Consider the following 19,643-nt stretch of genomic DNA (forward strand, 5'->3'; position numbering starts at 1 on the left):
ATCATCTAAAGCGATCAAATTTCCGTCCAAATCTAAAATATATTGAGTTTCAAATATATTCTTATGATCCGTCGTCCAGTTCAAAGTCTTCCCTATTTCATCTTGCATTTCAACATCTCCGGATAATGCTTTACGTATCTCTTCCGGCCGAATCAAACCAGTAGTAATATTGGCACATCCATACGCCTCAATTCCTGCTGCATCATACAATTTATCATACGCAGTCTTATAAGTTGCAATGGATGTAATCGCTAACATAACCAATAAGATACCTGCTATGATCGTTCCCAGTTGAAACGTTAGTGAATCCTTAAATTTCATCAAATATTATGCCCACCTTTACTATTATAATCATCTAGTTCAATCGATGTCTTAATAATACGCTACTACTCATCAATAAAAAAGGACTAAATGAAAAAACGTGAAATCTTTGTCATAGAAATGTTCTAATTCGCTATATTGTTGTATGATGAATAGTATATAAACATAAAGAACAAGGAATAAGGGAGGAATTTAACTTGAAAGACGAACAAACAATTTTTAATTTGCTACATATAATGGACCAAGTGACGAATAAAATGCTCATACGCTTCCAACAAGAGTCCAAGCTGTCTCTTGGTATTTCACATATTCTAGTACTGCTTGAATTACATACGAAAGGGGAACAACGTCCTTCCGATTTAGCCGAGACGTTAGGCTTCACACCCGCCTCTTTGACACATTTATCTACGAAGTTGATCAAAAATGAATATGTTACGTTGAGAAATGATGAAAATGATCGACGCACGAAGTATTGGAACATCACACCTCTTGGCTTGGATATCTTGATAGAGGCGAAAAGCTGCGGCCAACAAGTTCGAACAGAATTTTTCAGTCATTTATCCGAAGATGAGCGACAGTACTTGCTGGAGATCTATACAAAGCTTAACGATACATTTATTTGATAAGCAATGAAGCTGGGACAAATATAAAAACCGCATGAATACCAAGTGATTAGAGAACCTTGGTGTCATGCGGTTTTCATGTTGTTCTTTTTAGTAGTTACACAAGATGTTTTGCTTATGTCCTAACCTCGCTGGTTAGCGTAATTTAATAGAACCACCATCAACCATCATCGTCTGACCTGTAATATAGTTAGCATCTTCACTCGCTAAAAACACCGCCGTACGTCCGATGTCCGCTTCTGGGTCACCTAGGCGTCCGAGAGGGTTCTTGTCTAGCATCGCTTGGTACGTATCCGGATTCGCCGTTGCCCATTGCTCGACACCTGGTGTAAGAGCGATAGGAGAGATCAAGTTACACGTGATGCCGTACTGTCCCCATTCATTCGCCGCCACTCTTGTGATTGCACGAATCGCTTCTTTCGCCGCTGCATAGGAAGCTTGATGAACGTCGCCGTTAAGTCCTGCACCTGATGCAAAATTGATGACCGTTCCTTTCGTTTCTTTTAAATGTGGCAACGCTGCCTGCATTAAATAAAACGTCGGATAAAATCCTGTGTTGAATGAGAAATCAAAGTCCGCTTGCGTGAGGTCTTCGATTGATTTCATGCGCGATGCATGTGCATTATTCACAAGAACATCTAACTTACCGTACGCTTTGACTACTTGGTCTATAATTGACGGCAATGCTTGAGTGTCAGATAAATCCGCTTGAATAAACATAGAGTTTGGAGAGATTTCCTGCAATTTTTTGATTGCTGCTTCGCCTGCTTGCTGATTCAGGTCGACAATCGCTACGACCGCTCCTTCTTTGACAAACGCAGTGGCGATTCCCAAACCGATGCCGCCAGCGCCACCAGTAATAATCGTAATTTTGTTTTCTAATCTCATCTAAAACATCTCCTTCACACAACTATTTTAACATTAAAGTAATCGTTATGTAAATATATTAAACCTACGTGTTCCATAATCAACTGGTATCTCTTTCTGTGGAATGGCAGAAAGCTTGCTAAATAGCCTCGGAATAATTGATTCCCTTTCTTCGACGGACAGTGATTTTTTGAGAAATCACGCTGCTTCTCTTCATCTGCCGAAACACCTTGCACATACTTTATATCAGGCTTTATAATAGTAGTATTTCTAGTTATTTGATGAGCCAGTGTTTAAGTTGACCTGGTTTGTGGAAAGACAAGAATATAGAACGTTTACCCTTTTCGATTGAGTATTTGACGTTTAACAGGTAAGATTTTTACAATGCACGTATTATGTGGAGGTGACTAGATTGAAGGTACTCTTGTACATTAGTGCCATAGTCGCCGTTGCGGCTTTAGTGGTCATTGCAATTGCTATTATCAAAACAGCCAAAACGGTTAAACATGCGATGAAGGACATTACAGACACGATGCAACGTGTGGAATTGAAAGTGGGCGGCATTACGGATAAAACCGACCAGCTCATGAATCAAACGAACGACATTGTAGAAGACGCGAACGCGAAACTGCAATCAGTAGAAGGATTAGCAGCCTCGGCGAAACAACTGAGCGAATCCACCACCTACGTTCAACATTCATTGATGAAAATGGCCGACCAGGTAGCAGCGCCTCCTGGTAAATACGCTAAGTTGATGCAACAAACAACAGCTTTATCTGAAGCAGCATCAAAAATGTATTACAGCATGAAGCAGAAAAATGGAGAGAGGTGAACTTGATGGATTGGGTACTAGGCATAGGCGTCTTACTCATTGGCATCGCGCTACTCGTGATCTCATTTGTATTGATCAAACCCCTTGGAAAATTAGCCGAAGTATTGGAGAGCGTCAAACAAACAACTGATACCTTGCCGTCAACGGTAGCGGATATCACAGGTCAGACACAACAAATTCTCCATACTAGTAATGAGACGATTAGCAATGTAAACAAGCAAGTCAAAAAAATCACACCGGTGTTTCAAATTGTTGGTGATGTAGGAGAAGCTTCACGCGAAGTAACGACTGCCGCACTCGATACGACGATACGATTCAAGGATCGCGTTGCCAATGCTAGTGATTTCGTTAAAGAGAAAGAGTACAAAGGGTTATACGGCGTTGTAACATTGGTGTTTTATTTGATGCAACAGCGAAAAGAATTGAAGAAGATGCGTCCGTAAGGTATGTGCATGCTGAGAGTCCTTGGATTCTCAGCATTTTTTGTTTGTGGTGGTTTGGGCGGATGACCAGGCTATGAGTTCACAGCCAAGATCTATGAGCGCGCAACCGGGTTCTATGAGCTCACAACCAAGTTCTATAAACACCCACAAATAATTAATTGCACGAAAAAAGGATTTGAAAGCGAATTAGCTCTCAAATCCTTTTTCTATACGCGAATCTATTTAATTCGCATCAGGTGCGGGTAGCTTTTTAACTGGTTGAGTTGTCGTAGCGACTCCAGACTCTTTACGTTTCTTAAAGATGTAATAACCTAACATCGCCGAACCGTAAATGCTTCCTAGTTTTTTGTTTTGATCCGACACATCGGTATGTGCTCCCTTTTGCCGGACTGACGATGTCACGTCTACCAATGAAGAAGTGAGCATATGCGTTGATTCACCTAAATCACCAACCACTTTAAATAATGGTGTAAAGTTTTCAATTTTCGTATTCAAATCTGCCAATGAATTATTACTATTTTTAAGCAATGTTCCTGTTTCCGCTAAAATACCGTCTAGCTGGCGTGGAAGTTTCTCTACCGTTTTGTCCACGTCCTGTAAGATGTTTCCCACTTGCTGCAGTACTTTGGCAAAATAAATCGCTAAAATAATAAAGGCAATGCCGATTAATACGACGCCAATTCCTATGAGATCCATTGTCATTCCCCATTTCTTATCTTAGTAAATATTTTTCGCGTCTTCTTTACCGCGCTTCCATGATTCCAGAAGTTTTGATCCAAACTCTCCATATTGAATCGCTTGGATAAAAGGTTCTGTGCCTGGTAGTGAGCCATCCTCTTCAAATTGCTTCGTTCGTTTATTCACTTCTTCACTCAAGTATTGACTTGAACGCCCGACATTTTCGACTGTTTCGAACATCGGTGTCGTAGCAGCCAATTTCACTTGGACATCAGTTGCGAGTTGTTCAGTTTCATGTAATGTTCCATATAATTGCTCCAGACTTTGATCCAACTCTGCTTCCACATCTTTTACAGTGTGGGTTACTGTCAATAGTAAATGAGACGACTTGGTCAGCAACAATGAGAGGTAGATGGCGACGATCAAAAATGAAATCGCGATGAAAAGTAAACCAAGATACGCCATACACACATCCTCCTTTCTACAAACTTAAATACATCTTATCATTCTATACCACTCTGCGTTTTTCTAAAACATAAAAATCCTACACCCCATAAAGGAAGTGTAGGATTTCATACTCATCAATCTTGGTGACGACCGACACAGCGTTCGCACTCATACATCATAGACTCGCGTTTTTCAGTAAACTTGTTTCCACACTCTGTACAAACCTTTTCAACCTTTTGTCTTTGCTCTGTTGTCATTTTCATCTTACATTCCCCCATTCGTTTTTGTAACAATCTGTACTGATACAGCAACTTTTCTTAGGACTAATATATAACAGAAGATACATTCTTGTCATCGCTTCTGGATAAAAGCTTTTATTTGACGATAGAATGAAAAAGAGCGCGACGAAATCAACTAACTGTTAGAATCACAAAAAATCAGCATACCTTTATATCGGCATGCTGAATTAAATCTCTTACATCATTAAGCTGTAGACTACTACCGCAGCAATAATGACAAGAGTGATGACGAGCACCGTCCACTGGGCGTTATCTGGTTTTTCCGGCCTACTGTCCCATTTTTGCATGGCAAAACGCTTCCTTTCACAGGATTTTTCTAAATACCTCTTCTCTAATTAGTTTTCCCTTAGCTTTTCGAATTAAACACAAATTTCATTTTCAAATAAAAATTCCCTCCATATTGAATGAAAACAGAAAAGGAGAAACTACTTACAAAGTAAACAAATACCATCTACGATGAGTAAACGCTTACAAACAAAGAAGTTCATAGAATTGAAGGAAAACTCATTAAATAAACGCACAATTTAGAACCTTCTTGTGTTCAATCCGATTTTTTCATGTTATTATGAATAAACGTTAAGTAACGGAGGTTAGACTATATATTATGAAGGTGAAAAGTATGGAAACTCAAAGTGTTCAAGTAGAAGATATCTTAATTGCTAATCAGCTACTTAAGGATGTAGTAGCGCACACGCCGTTACAGAAAAATGATCGCCTATCGGAAAAGTATGACTGCCATGTATATGTTAAGCGCGAAGACTTGCAACACGTGCGTTCATTTAAATTACGCGGCGCTTACTACAAGATGAAACGCATCGAATCAGACGCACGTAAACAAGGAATTGTTTGTGCGAGCGCAGGAAATCATGCGCAAGGCGTAGCATATGCTTGTGCTAAATTGGATATTGACGGCAAGATTTTCATGCCACAAACTACACCTAAGCAAAAAGTCGATATGGTGAAAATGTTCGGGCGCGACCGCATTGAAATCATTTTGGTCGGCGATACATTTGATGATTGCTTCGAAAAAGCTATCGAATTGATGGAAAAAGAAAAACGCATCTTCATTCATCCGTTCAATGACAAGGATATTATCGCAGGTCAAGGAACGGTTGCGGTAGAGATCATGAATGATATCGAAGAGCCGATTGACTATGTCTTTGCGAGTATTGGTGGTGGCGGACTTATGTCTGGACTAAGTACATACATTAAGAACCTATCGCCTCACACAAAGATGATTGGTGCCGAACCAGCGGGTGCTGCTAGTATGAAAGCTTCCATCGACGCGCAGAAGATAGTTCCCCTGCAAACAATTGATAAGTTTGTAGACGGTGCAGCTGTAAAATGCGTTGGTGACTTGAACTATGAAATCTGTAACGAGTATGTCGAAAACATCGTTAGCGTCCCTGAAGGAAAAGTATGTACTGCTATTCTAGATCTATACAACGAACACGCGATCATTGCAGAACCCGCAGGCGCATTACCGATTGCAGCACTTGATTTCTATAAGAACGAAATCAAAGGAAAATGCGTGGTTTGTGTTATTAGTGGCGGCAACAACGACATCGGACGGATGCAAGAGATTAAAGAAAAGTCGATGATTTACGAAGGTTTGCTGTATTACTTCCTAGTTGACTTCCCACAACGAGCAGGTGCACTACGTCAATTCCTCGACTCTGTTCTCGGACCAGAAGATGACATTACAATGTTTGAATATACGAAGAAAAACAACAAAGAAAGCGGTCCAGGTCTCGTCGGTATAGAAATTAAACACAAAGAAGACTACAATGGCCTCATCACAAGAATGGAACAAAACGGTTTCCCTTACAAAGAAGTAAACAAAGACAGCACCCTATTCGGACTGTTAATCTAACAAAAATGCCTGATACGATGCGTATCGGGCATTTTTGTTTGCAGAAATAGTTGGTTCGAGATTCATGCCACAGCTGGAGGACGCTTTCCAAAGGGCGTCCACCTAAAGCACAAATTCGAGTGCACTAGCCCTGCAAAATTAAGAATCTACTCCGTTCCACCCCCGTCCTAGTTTCCAAAATAAAATATTTGGGTAATTGAATAGTAAAGCGCACACAATATGCACATGCTGTACATACATAAGAAGGAATCTTTTTATGAAAATTACAGATAGGCGGTGACTCGAACGTGAGCATCCAACAAAACAAGCATAGTAAAATAAGTGTGGCGATTCTCTTTATTATTCCCCTGCTCGTACTTGCTAGTCTCACTATTCCACACTTTACCACCATTACAACTGGTACAGATGTCTATCTACAAACCGAGCCCATCACCAAAGAAGACGCAAATGAAAACTATATCGTTTTACACTACGAAGTGGAGAAAGTACCGAAAGAACGATTGTCCGATAGCTTAGTGGCACGATTAAAAGCACCCGCTGAATTAGGACAGACAAAAGTCTTTGGTGTACTGGAAAAACGCGATGGAGTCGATCAGCTAATTTATCTTAGTGAAAAACAACCAACTGAAGGCGTCTACCTAGCTGGCTGGCTACCTCAAACGACTGAACGTGAATACAGAGAAAGTGATCATTATATTGTGAACTTTGGTCTGGATCGCTTTTATGTGCTGAAAAAGGGGCACCGTGTGGCAGCAGATAGTCTACAAGGCGCAACAACGACTGCTCATTTTAAAGTACGGGATGGGCATGGGATTTTACGAGCAGTAGAAACAAAATAAAAAGAAGCAGAAAGGATGAGTAAACCTCTTCCATTCTGCTTCTTTTTTTTCATTTAAAGGCCGAGCGAAATATATTTTACTTCCAAATACTCATCTATACCTTGATGACCACCTTCACGTCCAAGTCCACTTTGTTTAAATCCACCAAACGGGGCTTGTGGTGCAGAAGGTAATCCGTCATTTAATCCGACAATTCCATATTCAAGCGCTTCGCACACTCGGATCCCTTGCGTAATATTTTCTGTAAAGACATAAGCGGCTAATCCGTAAATTGAATCATTGGCACGCTGAATCACTTCTTCAGTTGTTTCAAACAACGTAATCGGTAAAACGGGACCAAAAGTTTCGTCTTTCATACAGAGCATGTCATCCGTTACGTCTTTAAGCACAGTTGGCGCATAGAATAGGCCTTCGATGCGCTTACCGCCTGTAACCACTATCGCTCCTTTAGCTACTGCATCAGATACATGTTCTTCTACCTTTTCAACAGCTGAATTATCAATTAGCGGTCCAATCATAACGCCTTCTTCTAGGCCATTACCGACTTTTAATGCTTTTGTCTGGTCACTAATTCGCTTCGTGAACTCTTCCGCGATAGAGGTATGAACGTAAATACGATTTGCGCAAACGCACGTCTGTCCCGCGTTACGGAATTTCGCAGCAATGACACCCTTAACCGCTTTATCTAGATCTGCGTCCGCCATAACGATTGCAGGAGCATGTCCACCAAGTTCCAATGAAACTTTCTTCATCGTATCCGCAGCGCCTTTCATCAACTTTTTACCAACTTCTGTAGAGCCAGTAAATGTCAACTTTCGTACGCGTTCATCTGCTTGCCACGCGGCTGAAATTTCACTTGCACTACCAGTCACTACGTTAATTACACCGTCCGGAATCCCCGCTTCTTTAGCAAGTTCTACTAATCGGATCGCTGTTAGCGGTGTTTGAGAAGCTGGTTTCATCACGACTGTACAGCCCGCAGCAAGTGCCGGACCAACTTTCCGTGTAATCATCGCCGCAGGAAAATTCCACGGAGTAATGGCCGCTACTACGCCTACTGGTTGTTTATGGACGAACAATCGCTTAGATGATTGTGAAGCGGGAATAGTTTCTCCATAGATCCGCTTTCCTTCTTCCGCATACCAGCTAATAAAACCATTGGCATAGCGCATTTCACCTAGCGCTTCTGCTAACGGCTTGCCTTGTTCCATTGTCATCGTCTTCGCCAAACTGTCTTCATGTTGTTCTATCAATGCATGCCACTTCATGAGTAATGCACTGCGTTCATGCGCTGAACGCGCGGACCATTCGACTAGTGCTTGTGAAGCTGCATCTACTGCTTGCATCGCTTCATCTGCTCCGCCTTTTGGTACTGATGCGATTTTTTTGCTTGTTGCAGGATTGACTACTTCGATTGTCGGCAAATTAGATCCGGTCCACTTGCCGTTGATCATCATTTGGATTGCATCCATCGTTTATCTCTCCTTTATTTAGCATCACTGACACGTTCGACTGGAATATCTGCCACTATATCATTTAATACCCAACTGGCAAGAATCAAACCAGCAACAGACGGACAAAATGCATTTGATGCGGGTGGCATTTTAGCTTTTCTGATCGCCGCATTAGGATTTCCAACAGTTCCAACTACATCTTCACGCACAACGATTGGACTTTCATCGGAGAACACGACAGGTACACCTTTAGGAATACCTAGCTTACGTAAACGTAAACGCATAACTTTCGCTAATGGATCAGTATGCGTTTTAGAAATATCAGCGATTTTAAATCGTGTCGGATCGGTCTTATTCGCAGCACCCATACTTGAAATCACTTTAACGCCGCGTGCTAAACATTGCTGTATTAAATGAATTTTATAGCTAATTGTGTCGGATGCATCGATTACATAATCGGGTTTGTACGAGAAAAACTCTTCCGCTGTTTCTTCCGTGTAAAACATGTGTAAATCGATTACTTCACATTCCGCGTTAATATCCGCAATGCGCTCTTTCATGACAGCTGACTTAGAGCGTCCGACGGTTGAAAGGTAAGCTACCAATTGACGGTTAATATTGGTAATATCAATTGTGTCCTTATCGACTAAGATGATCCGTCCAACACCTGTACGCGCACATGCTTCCGCTGCGAATGAACCAACGCCACCAACCCCTAGAATTGCAACCGTCTTGCCTTTCATACGTTCTACGCCTTCTGTACCTATTGATAATTCATTTCTTGAAAATTGATGTAACATGCAATCCATCCTTTGTTGTGGTTTAGTGTATCTTGCTTTTTATTATAAAGGAAAGGTGCAGTGTACGCACTTATTCCGCTAGTTTTTAAAGCGCCAGCCTCTTGGGACGTTTCAGACTGACAGTAAAGGCAAAGTACGCCTTTATTGCCAGCCTTCCAACGCCTGTCGAGGCTAAACGACGCTTTTCACTTTTGAATGAGAACACATAAAAAACCTTCTTGCGATTACCGCAAGAAGGTTTGTAAGTTTGATAGAAAGTAAAATCCCGACTGTGCCGTCTTTGAATATCGCTTTGAACCCGCTAAAAGCAGGTGGGTGTCCTATATAACACTTTTGACGTCCCGTTTAAAGGCATGCCAGCTGGGTTATAACATAGACTCCCGACGATTTGATGTTGGGTCAACGCTAATTTACAAATGACGAACACTTCAGGATTTTTACTATCTTCATCTTAGCACATGTTTTTTTATAATTCAATCAATTTGTGTGAATTGTTAAAAAAATAGTTGGTTCCTCACTTTTTAACAGGCTCAGCTACCACTTTAATCCCAAGCTCTTTTAATTGTGCATCGTCTACAGCACTAGGAGCTTCAGTTAATAAGTCGCTTGCACTAGCTGTTTTAGGGAATGCAATTGTGTCGCGCAAGTTTGTAGAACCAGCAAGCAACATCACGATACGGTCTAGACCGAATGCGATTCCGCCGTGTGGAGGAGTTCCGTATTCAAATGCATCCAACAAGAAGCCGAATTGCTCTCTCGCTTGTTCTTCGGTAAAGCCAAGCGCTCTGAACATCGCTTCTTGTACTTCACGCTGATAAATACGCAATGATCCGCCACCAAGCTCGTAACCGTTCAAGACTAAGTCATATGCTTGTGCTTTGACCTTTTCAGGATTTGTAGTCAATTGTTCAACATCAGCTGGCATAGTGAATGGGTGGTGAGCTGCATAGTAGCGGCCGTCTTCTTCATCGTATTCGAATAGTGGCCATTCTGTTACCCATAGGAAGTTGTATTGAGACTGATCGATCAGCTCAAGGTCTTTACCTAACTTTAGACGCAATGCGCCAAGTGAATCCGCAACGACTGATTTTTTATCCGCTCCAAAGAGGAATAGGTCACCTGTTTCACCATGTCCTGCTGCTTTTAGTGCTTCGCCGATTTCACCGTCGAAGAATTTAGCAATTGGACCGTTGAAGCCGTCTTCCGTTACTTTCAACCAAGCCAAACCTTTAGCGCCATATACTTTTGCAAATTCACCTAGTGCGTCGATATCTTTACGAGAGTACTTTTCTGCCGCACCTTTGACGTTGATCAATTTAACTTGTCCACCTGTTTCTACAGCACTTGTAAACACTTTGAACGAAGAGTCCTTAACAATCTCAGATACGTCTGTTAACTCCATGCCAAAACGTGTGTCCGGCTTATCTGAACCAAAACGGCTCATCGCTTCTTCGTATGGTAGGCGTTTGAATGGTGCTTCAATCTCTACACCTTTAACGTCTTTCATAACTTTTTGGATTAAACGTTCATTCAACTCCAAAATGTCTTCAATTGACATGAAACTCATTTCCATATCGATTTGAGTGAACTCCGGCTGACGGTCTGCACGCAAGTCTTCATCACGGAAACAGCGAGCGATTTGGTAGTAACGATCGAAACCAGATACCATCAATAGCTGTTTGAATAGTTGTGGCGACTGTGGCAATGCGTAAAACTCACCTTCGTGGACACGGCTTGGTACTAGATAGTCACGCGCGCCTTCTGGAGTAGATTTTGTTAGGATTGGCGTTTCAACTTCTAGGAATCCTTCGTCATCTAGGAAATTACGCACCGTTTTTGTGATGTCTGAACGCATTTTGAAAACTTTCGCTAACTCTGGGCGACGTAGGTCTAGGTAGCGGTATTTCAGACGCGTTTCTTCGTTTACATCCGTGTCGTCTTCGATTGTAAATGGTGGATTTTTTGATTCGTTAATGATTTTTAATTCAACGACTTGCACTTCAATTGCGCCTGTTGAAATATTTTTGTTCTTTGTGCGTTCTTCACGTTCAATGACAAGACCTTTGACTTCGATAACGTATTCGTTACGTAACGTTTCCGCAATTTCTAGAGCTTCCTTGGAAATGTCAGGGTTGAATACCGTTTGGACGATACCTGCACGGTCACGGACGTCGATGAAGATCAGTCCTCCAAGGTCACGGCGTTTTTGTACCCAACCTTGAAGAGTTACTTCTTGACCAATTTGTTGTTCTGTTAAGTTTCCACAATAATGTGTGCGTTGCATAATAATTGCACTACCTTTCTGGTGTTTGGATTTTAGTTTGAGAATAAAAGTTAGTGTTGGCAAAGGGAGCTGAGCGGCGACTCCCGCAGGAAAGCGTCCGCTCGGAATGAAAATCCCCTTTGCACTTTCAAAGTGTTACTTCGTCAACACGTCAATCAATTCATCAATAGAGACTTTTTTCTGTTGTCCGTCTGCCATATTTTTAAGTTGGACAGAGTTTTCGTTTACTTCATCTTCGCCAATGACGATAACGTAATTGGCATGTAGGCGATCCGCAGACTTCATTTGCGCTTTGATTTTGCGGTCCATGTAATCCATTTCGCTGCGTAAACCGTGTTCTCTTAGCTTCCCTAGAATTTCGAACCCTTTTGCCCGCGCTTCTTCTCCAAGTGTGACAAGGTACACATCCAGTGAAGGTTCATCTGTCCATGCTTTACCTTCTGCATCGAGCGCTAGTAATAGACGTTCGATACTTAACGCAAAGCCGATGCCAGGTGCAGCTGGGCCGCCGATTTCTTCAGCGAGCCCATTATAGCGTCCGCCGCCACATAACGTCGTAATCGCGCCGAAACCTTTAGACGTGCTCATAATCTCAAACGCCGTATGATTGTAGTAATCGAGTCCACGTACGAGATTCGGGTCGTATTCGTATTCGATACCTGCGATGTCTAAGTAGTTTTTCACTTTCTCAAAATAAGCAGATGATTCTTCATTGAGGAAGTCTGCCAATGAAGGCGCTGTGTTCATCAATGGATTGTCTCTGTCCACCTTACAGTCCAAAATACGCAATGGATTTTTCTCTAGACGATGTTGACAGTCTGAGCAAAATTCACCGATATGCGGGCTGAAGTGTGCAATTAATGCTTCACGGTGTGCATTACGGGATTCCTTATCGCCAAGTGAGTTCAAGACGAGCTTAATGTCGGACAAACCAGAACGTTTGTAGATGGTCATCGCAAGTTCAATCACTTCTGCATCAATTGCTGGGTCGTCACTGCCGATTGCTTCTACACCGAACTGCACGAATTGGCGGTAACGCCCGGCTTGCTGACGTTCATAGCGGAACATAGGGCCTGTGTAATATAACTTTACCGGTTGATCTGCGTAGCCAAACATTTTATTTTCAACGAATGAACGAACAACAGGTGCTGTACCTTCAGGACGTAACGTCATCGAGCGATCGCCACGGTCGGTGAATGTGTACATTTCTTTTTGCACGATATCTGTCGTGTCACCTACTGTACGTTGGAATAATTCCGTTTGTTCAAAAATAGGTGTGCGGATTTCTTTGTAGTTGTATACGTCACAAATCGAACGAGCGATTTTTTCAACGCGTTGCCACTTCCAAGAAGCATCGGGTAAAATATCCTGTGTGCCGCGGGGGACTTTAAAGTTCATGAGTAAAACTCCTTTCAATTGTCTGGTACAGGGTTTCCTAGAAAACGTAAAAAAGCTCCCATCCCTAAAAAACTAGGGACGAGAGCTTGTAGCTTCCGCGGTTCCACCCAAATTGACACAAAATGTGCCCACTCGAATCCGGATAACGGCCGGTTCCGTCCACGCCTACTAAGTTCAGCATGAATCCTCCATGGTGTTGTTCGCTTTGTTGTTCTGTCAGGGAATTTCAGCCAAGTTCCCCGTTCTCTTTCCAGCCGTATGCAAAGGTACTTTCCATATCATCGGTAAATTAATTAATTCGATTAGTATCTATGTTAGTCGTAAATAGTCGACCTGTCAACATTTTCAGCGAATGTAGATCTTTCGTAAAAAAGATTATTTCGACTCAATTAGCAATGTCACCGGCCCGTCATTCGTCAGCTGAACGTCCATCATCGCACCAAACGTTCCTGTTTCGACTACTAGTCCTAGCGCACGCAGTTGTTCATTAAAATACTCCCAAAGTGGTTCTGCGTGTTCTGGTCTAGCTGCATCAATGAAACTAGGGCGTCTGCCTTTTTGGACGTTGCCGTATAGTGTGAATTGAGAAACGGACAAAATCGCACCTTCCACTTCATCGATGGAACGATTCATTTTACCGTCTTCATCTTCGTAAATCCGTAAGCCCGCAATCTTTTTCGCTACATAGTTGGCGTCGTTTTCGCTATCTTCGTGGGTGATGCCTACTAATAACACATAGCCTGTTTCGATAGAGCCAACGATTTCACCATCGACTGTTACAGACGCATCCTTCGCTCGCTGTAAAAGTACCCGCATGCTAGCCCCTCCTTTTAATTCATGACACGTTCTACAGAATAAACATCTTTAATTTGCTTAATTTTTTCGACCGTACGCTGTAAATGCGTAATGTTCTGAATTTTAATCGACATATGAATATGTGCGATATTATCTTTATCCGCTTTGCCACTGACCGCAATGATTGGTGTATTCATATCCGCAACGACCATCATTACCTCGTTCAGCAAGCCTTGACGATCGAATGCTGAAATCTCAATATCCACTTGGAATTCTTTACGAATCTTGTCATCAGGCAACGCCCATTTAACTTCGATGATACGTTCCTGCTCAGCTTGTTCTGATAACACATTCGGACAATCGGTACGGTGTACAGAAACACCTCGTCCTCTAGTAATAAAGCCGAGAATTTCATCGCCAGGTACCGGGTTACAACACTTCGAAATACGGATTAGCATATTGTCGATATCTTTGACGATGACACCTGATTCCGTCTGTTTTTCCGTCTGAGGTGTTTTCATATCTGAGACAATTTTATCGATCGTCTCTTTTTTCTCACGTTCTTTACGCATTCGTTCCGCTAATCGATTGACGACTTGTTGCGCGGTGATGCCTCCAGAACCTACCGCAGCATACATATCTTCCTCTGAAGTAAAACTGAATTTATCAATTGTACGCTGAATATTGTCATGATTTAACGCTTCTTTTGCATCATATTCTTGCGCCTTCAATTCCCGCTCGACCATTTCACTACCTTTGTCGATATTTTCATCGCGCAATTGTTTCTTGAAATATTGGCGGATTTTGTTTTTTGCTTGCGAAGTATGTGCGATTTTCAACCAATCACGGCTCGGACCAAATGATTGCTTCGATGTAAGAATCTCGACGATATCTCCTGTCGAAAGCGACGAATCGAGTGGAACGATTTTGCCGTTGACTTTCGCTCCCGTCGTTCGATTGCCGACTTCCGAGTGTACACGATACGCAAAGTCAATCGGTACAGAACCCGTCGGTAATTCGACAACATCCCCGTCCGGCGTAAAGACATAGACCATATCCGAGAATAAATCGAATTTCAAAGATTCCATAAATTCCTGCGCATTGGACGATTCGTTTTGAATCTCTAAAATTTCGCGGAACCACGTTAATTTGGAATCAATATCATTCGAGGGCTTTGCCATCTGCTTTCCTTCTTTGTAGGCCCAGTGTGCCGCCACACCAAATTCAGAAATTCGGTGCATCTCTTCTGTCCGAATTTGTACTTCAAGCGGATCTCCCGCTGGTCCAACGACCGTCGTATGAATGGATTGATACAGATTTTGTTTCGGCATAGCGATATAATCTTTAAATCGCCCAGGCATGGGCTTCCATAATGTATGAATAATTCCGAGTGCCGCATAGCAATCTTTAATGCTTTTAACTATAATACGGACTGCTAATAAATCATAGATTTCTGTAAATTCTTTTTTCTGAATAACCATTTTTTGATAAATGGAGTACAGATGCTTCGGTCGCCCATGTATTTCAGCGACAATGCCCATATTATCTAGTTCAACACGCATTTGGCTCATAACGTCTTTCAAATATTGTTCACGTTCAGTACGCTTTTGCTTCATTAGATTCACAATTCGGTAATATTGTTGCGGATTGGAGTAACGAAGAGCGATATCTTCGAGTTCCCACTTAATTGTGGAGATTCCTAGACGATGTGCTAGCGGAGAGAAAATTTCCAATGTTTCTTCTGATACGCGCCGTTGTTTGGCAGCCGGAACATGCTTTAACGTTCGCATATTATGTAAGCGGTCTGCTAGTTTGATCAAGATGACGCGGATATCCTGCGCCATTGCGATGAACATTTTACGGTGGTTCTCTGCCTGTTTTTCTTCATTCGATCTAAATTTCAATTTATCTAGTTTGGTCACACCATCTACGAGCATCGCAACTTCTTCACCGAAATCACGAATAATATCTTCTCGACTCACTTCTGTATCTTCCACAACGTCATGCAAGAAGCCCGCTGCAACAGTTTCAGGATCCATTTGAAGTTCTGCTAAAATACCGGCCACTTGAATCGGATGGTTGATATATGGCTCACCTGAACTCCTAAACTGTCCCTCGTGTGAAGCTTTTGCAACGACGAATGCCTTCTTGATAAAATCGACATGTTCTTCGTTCATGTACTTGGCGACAAGCTCAAATATATCTTGTTCTGTCATGTCTTGATTTTTCGCCATACTCTTACCCCTTTCAGCCTATTCCGAAATATTCAGATAACTATTTTTTCTATTATATGTATACTATCACCTATATGTATAGCTTATCAAACGCAGAGCCTATCAGATATAGCAAGAATCCTCCGCGGTATGCGAAGGATTCTCCTATCAATTAGTAAGTAATTAATGCCCGGATATCGTGGTTGGTTAATTTCTCGCGTCCATTTAAGTACGTAAGCTCGATGAGGAAAGCACAGCCTACTACTACACCGCCAAGTTTTTCAACTAGTTCTATAGTAGCACCCACGGTCCCACCTGTTGCAAGCAAATCATCAACGATTAATACACGCTGTCCTGGCTTGATTGCATCTTTGTGAATCGTTAGTTCATCCTGGCCATATTCCAAATCATAGAAAACAGAAATCGTTTCACGAGGCAATTTCCCCGGCTTACGAACCGGTGCAAAACCGACTTCTAACGCATAAGCCACCGGACAGCCGATGATGAATCCGCGGGCTTCGGGACCGACAATAATATCCACATCTAAATCTTTCGCATATTCAACGATTTGGTTAGTCGCGTATTTATACGCTTCACCGTTATCCATGATTGTTGTAATGTCTTTAAAGCTCACACCTGGTTTTGGATAGTCATCCACAATCGTTACAAATTTCTTTAAATCCACAATTTTTCCTCCTCAACAGCATCTATCTTCTGTAAAGAATCGAAAACTTTCTTTAAGTCTTGATACGGCGCATAAAGAAGCAACTCTTCCAACTTGATTTGCTGTTGGCGTTTTTTATAGGATGGTGCTTCTGCCAAATCACGCTTGTCGGCAGACGCAAGCATCGTAATCTCACCATTCTCTAGTGTAACAAATTCTAGCTCATAAAACACTTTTGTCATGAATTTAATCATGTCTTTTTTCCAACCTTTATGTTTGGAAAGCGTATCTAGTTGATTTTTCATATCAAAACTTCCACGTTGCTTCAAAAAGCTGTAATACCATCCAAATTGCTGGCGATCTGGCATTTTTTCGAAGTACATCGAATCATGTACATACAAATGTAAATAAATCCGATCCGGTTGTGTCGCTTCAATCGTTTTCTGTAGCTGTTCGTTGTCTTGTGGCATATCAAGCAAGACAATTGAACCCGATGATACTAATTCATCCCTTCCTACTAGCAAAATCGGAAAACCCTGTAGGAACGGTGCGAAATGCTGGGTCGCTTGTTCCGTAAATGCAATGAATATCGCATGTTCTGGAATCAGTGGCAACCATCTCGCTGGATCACGAACGCCACGGTAATCGAATAATTGCCAATCCTCACACTTGACGTCTCCGACAAGCAATTGCGCTTTCTTACGTCCGTTCCATTCATTGATCTGTAAGTCACCTGTCAGACTCAACTTGCATTGCGGCGCCATTTCATCAGCTAATGCACCCGCGCCGAAGTATATCGCATCTAGTCGCTCGTCACCGTCGCCCATTTCAAGTTTCAAATGATCTTTCGCAGCACCAATTTTGCGTGTAGAAATCGTCTCAAGATTTTCGAGTAAAAAGACAGGCTTTGAGAACCCCACTCCGAATGGTCGAATTAATTCGAGTGCTTCAATCGACGCAATATCGATTTCATCGAGCGCTAACGGTACATCGATTGAAAGTTTCGGCTGCAGAAGCTCATCTGTCAGTACTTGTTTTGCTTGCTCATTCAAATTCTCCCGCAGCAATTCAACATCTTCAATTTTCAACGACATACCTGCTGCCATCTCATGGCCACCGAAATGTGGCAGTATCTCTTTATTTTTCGAGAGTTCTTTAAATAAATCAAAACCTTCGATACTACGCGCGGAACCTTTAGCGACGCCTGTTTCATAATCAACTGACAATATAATCGACGGTCGATAGTATTTCTCTGTCAAGCGAGAGGCCACAATCCCAACAACCCCTAGGTTCCAGTCTTCCCCTTCGATCACAAAAACATGCGGAATTTTGTCTCCATATCGCAAAGCTACTTGTTGTTCCGCTTCTTTGGCTATTTCTTTAACTAATTGCTGGCGTTCTTTATTGATTTCATTCAACTCTTCGGCAATCCCCATCGCTTGCTGTTCGTCGTCCGATTTCAATAAATATACCGCTGGATCCGCATCACCGAGTCGGCCAGGTGCATTAAGGCGAGGTCCAATCGTAAAGCCAATCGTCTCTTCTGTTAACCCATTTTGCTCATGACCACTCACTTGCATCAACGCTTTAATCGCTGGACGTACTGAGCGACGCAATCTGCGAATTCCTTCTTTCACCGCGTAACGGTTTTCATCTTTTAGCGGCACTAAATCGGCCACCGTTCCAATTGCCACAAATTCCAGTAAATCAAGCGGCGGCTCCCCAAGTAAGGCAGATGCCAGTTTAAATGCCACACCGACACCCGCAAGTTCTCCAAACGGATACTCACCTTCGGGGTGACGCGGATGAATCACCGCATCAGCTGCGGGAAGTTCCTCACCGATCTCATGGTGATCGGTCACGATGACAGTCATGCCGAGTGATTTCGCAAACGCTACTTCCTCGATACCAGAAATCCCATTATCGACTGTGATAAGTATTTCTGTACCTTCCGCATGCAGTTGCGCAAAATAGTCTTTATTCGGCCCATAGCCGTGTTCAAAACGGTTTGGAATGGCGAAGTTGACATTCGCATCTAGTCGCTCAAGTGCAGTCGTCAGGACAGTTACACTCGTCACACCATCACAATCATAATCTCCATAAACGGTAATTTGTTTTTGTTCAGTAATAGCTTGTTTAATTAATTCTACGGTTTCTTTCATGCCATATAATAAAAAAGGATCATGCAAATTAGATTCGTCCATCTCTAAATACGCCGTCGCTTGTTCACTCGTTGTGACTCCACGAGCGACTAAGATTTTCGCAATCATAGTGGAAAGCTTTACATCTTTTGCGAGCTGCGACACGAGCTGCTCGTCCGGACGTTCAATTTGCCATCTTTTTTTAGATTGTATCAATACTCTCACTTCCTCTTCTAGTAGTATAGCGAAAATGCCGAGAGACGGAAAGAAAATGACACGAAAAAGAGCGGTGATTTCTGTCGGGCGATCATAGAAAACCACAAACGCTCATAAAACTCACCCACGCGATCATAGAAAACCCACATACGCTCATAGATCTCACCCACGCGATCATAGAAACCCACAAACGCTCATAAAACTCACCCTCGCGATCATAGAAACCCACATACGCTCATAGATCTCACCCTCGCGATCATAGAAAACCCACATACGCTCATAAAACTCACCCACGTGATCATAGAAACCCACAAACGCTCATAGATCTCACCTACGCGATCATAGAAACCCACAAACGCTCATTGAACTCACCCTCGCGATCATAGAAAACCACAAACGCTCATAGATCTCACCCTCGCGATCATAGAAAACCACAAACGCTCATAGATCTCACCC

16 protein-coding genes, 1 other RNA gene, 1 pseudogene and 1 other annotated feature are annotated in these 19,643 nt (G+C 42.3%); of the genes and pseudogenes, 5 read left to right on the forward strand and 13 right to left on the reverse strand.

Going from position 1 to position 19,643, the window contains the following annotated elements; genetic code table 11:
• Window positions 1-321 (reverse strand): annotated as a pseudogene (locus ORD22_RS02725) (methyl-accepting chemotaxis protein); the annotation flags it as partial.
• Window positions 322-518: 197 nt separating this feature from the next.
• Here ORD22_RS02725 and ORD22_RS02730 point away from each other — a divergent pair.
• Window positions 519-944: a MarR family winged helix-turn-helix transcriptional regulator gene (locus tag ORD22_RS02730; protein WP_317644336.1), complete on the forward strand. Its 426-nt coding sequence runs from the start codon at window positions 519-521 to the stop codon at window positions 942-944.
• 135 nt (window positions 945-1,079) lie between these two features.
• On the opposite strand, the gene ORD22_RS02735 is transcribed toward ORD22_RS02730, so the two are convergent.
• The gene (locus ORD22_RS02735) at window positions 1,080-1,832 is read right to left on the reverse strand and encodes an SDR family NAD(P)-dependent oxidoreductase (protein WP_317644337.1); all 753 of its coding nucleotides are present in this window, start codon (window positions 1,830-1,832) and stop codon (window positions 1,080-1,082) included.
• Window positions 1,833-2,223: 391 nt separating this feature from the next.
• Between ORD22_RS02735 and ORD22_RS02740 the strand changes: the two genes are divergently transcribed.
• Window positions 2,224-2,643, forward strand: coding sequence for a DUF948 domain-containing protein (locus tag ORD22_RS02740; RefSeq protein WP_317644338.1), 420 nt, complete (start codon window positions 2,224-2,226; stop codon window positions 2,641-2,643).
• A 5-nt stretch (window positions 2,644-2,648) separates the two neighbouring features.
• Window positions 2,649-3,086, forward strand: a complete 438-nt coding sequence (locus ORD22_RS02745; RefSeq protein ID WP_317644340.1) for a DUF948 domain-containing protein — start codon at window positions 2,649-2,651, stop codon at window positions 3,084-3,086.
• Window positions 3,087-3,308: 222 nt separating this feature from the next.
• Here the strand turns inward: ORD22_RS02745 and ORD22_RS02750 are convergent, their stop codons facing one another.
• Both ORD22_RS02750 and ORD22_RS02755 read right to left on the reverse strand, forming a co-directional pair.
• On the reverse strand, window positions 3,309-3,782 hold the full coding sequence (locus ORD22_RS02750; RefSeq protein ID WP_317644341.1) for a DUF948 domain-containing protein: 474 nt from the start codon (window positions 3,780-3,782) through the stop codon (window positions 3,309-3,311).
• Between the two features lie 21 nt (window positions 3,783-3,803).
• Window positions 3,804-4,229, reverse strand: a complete 426-nt coding sequence (locus ORD22_RS02755) for a DUF948 domain-containing protein (protein WP_317644342.1) — start codon at window positions 4,227-4,229, stop codon at window positions 3,804-3,806.
• A gap of 885 nt (window positions 4,230-5,114) precedes the next feature.
• Between ORD22_RS02755 and ilvA the strand changes: the two genes are divergently transcribed.
• Together ilvA and ORD22_RS02765 are read left to right on the forward strand one after the other, a co-directional pair.
• Entirely contained in the window at window positions 5,115-6,383 is a 1,269-nt protein-coding gene (gene ilvA, locus ORD22_RS02760) for a threonine ammonia-lyase IlvA (RefSeq protein ID WP_317644343.1), read from the forward strand.
• A gap of 287 nt (window positions 6,384-6,670) precedes the next feature.
• The gene (locus ORD22_RS02765; RefSeq protein WP_317644344.1) at window positions 6,671-7,222 is read left to right on the forward strand and encodes a GDYXXLXY domain-containing protein; all 552 of its coding nucleotides are present in this window, start codon (window positions 6,671-6,673) and stop codon (window positions 7,220-7,222) included.
• Window positions 7,223-7,275: 53 nt separating this feature from the next.
• Here the strand turns inward: ORD22_RS02765 and ORD22_RS02770 are convergent, their stop codons facing one another.
• The 9 genes from ORD22_RS02770 to recJ form a co-directional block, all read right to left on the reverse strand.
• Window positions 7,276-8,694 carry an NAD-dependent succinate-semialdehyde dehydrogenase gene (locus ORD22_RS02770; RefSeq protein ID WP_317644345.1) on the reverse strand — a complete coding sequence of 473 codons (1,419 nt, stop codon included), beginning with the start codon at window positions 8,692-8,694 and terminating at the stop codon, window positions 7,276-7,278.
• Window positions 8,695-8,708: 14 nt separating this feature from the next.
• Window positions 8,709-9,476 carry a tRNA threonylcarbamoyladenosine dehydratase gene (locus ORD22_RS02775; protein ID WP_317644346.1) on the reverse strand — a complete coding sequence of 256 codons (768 nt, stop codon included), beginning with the start codon at window positions 9,474-9,476 and terminating at the stop codon, window positions 8,709-8,711.
• Window positions 9,477-9,734: 258 nt separating this feature from the next.
• Window positions 9,735-9,914, reverse strand: a non-coding RNA gene (gene ssrS / locus ORD22_RS02780) — 6S RNA.
• A gap of 76 nt (window positions 9,915-9,990) precedes the next feature.
• Entirely contained in the window at window positions 9,991-11,760 is a 1,770-nt protein-coding gene (aspS, locus tag ORD22_RS02785) for an aspartate--tRNA ligase (RefSeq protein WP_317644347.1), read from the reverse strand.
• A gap of 135 nt (window positions 11,761-11,895) precedes the next feature.
• Window positions 11,896-13,158: a histidine--tRNA ligase gene (hisS, locus tag ORD22_RS02790; RefSeq protein WP_317644348.1), complete on the reverse strand. Its 1,263-nt coding sequence runs from the start codon at window positions 13,156-13,158 to the stop codon at window positions 11,896-11,898.
• A gap of 71 nt (window positions 13,159-13,229) precedes the next feature.
• Window positions 13,230-13,449, reverse strand: a binding site (T-box leader).
• Between the two features lie 84 nt (window positions 13,450-13,533).
• Window positions 13,534-13,974, reverse strand: a complete 441-nt coding sequence (gene dtd, locus ORD22_RS02795) for a D-aminoacyl-tRNA deacylase (protein WP_317644349.1) — start codon at window positions 13,972-13,974, stop codon at window positions 13,534-13,536.
• Between the two features lie 14 nt (window positions 13,975-13,988).
• Window positions 13,989-16,187: a RelA/SpoT family protein gene (locus ORD22_RS02800; protein WP_317644350.1), complete on the reverse strand. Its 2,199-nt coding sequence runs from the start codon at window positions 16,185-16,187 to the stop codon at window positions 13,989-13,991.
• A gap of 151 nt (window positions 16,188-16,338) precedes the next feature.
• Entirely contained in the window at window positions 16,339-16,851 is a 513-nt protein-coding gene (locus ORD22_RS02805) for an adenine phosphoribosyltransferase (protein WP_317644351.1), read from the reverse strand.
• Window positions 16,842-19,187, reverse strand: coding sequence for a single-stranded-DNA-specific exonuclease RecJ (gene recJ / locus ORD22_RS02810; RefSeq protein WP_317644352.1), 2,346 nt, complete (start codon window positions 19,185-19,187; stop codon window positions 16,842-16,844). The genes ORD22_RS02805 and recJ overlap by 10 nt, the downstream gene beginning before the upstream one ends.
• Window positions 19,188-19,643 lie beyond the last annotated feature (456 nt).

This window comes from Sporosarcina sp. GW1-11, assembly GCF_033088395.1.
GTDB lineage: Bacteria > Bacillota > Bacilli > Bacillales_A > Planococcaceae > Sporosarcina.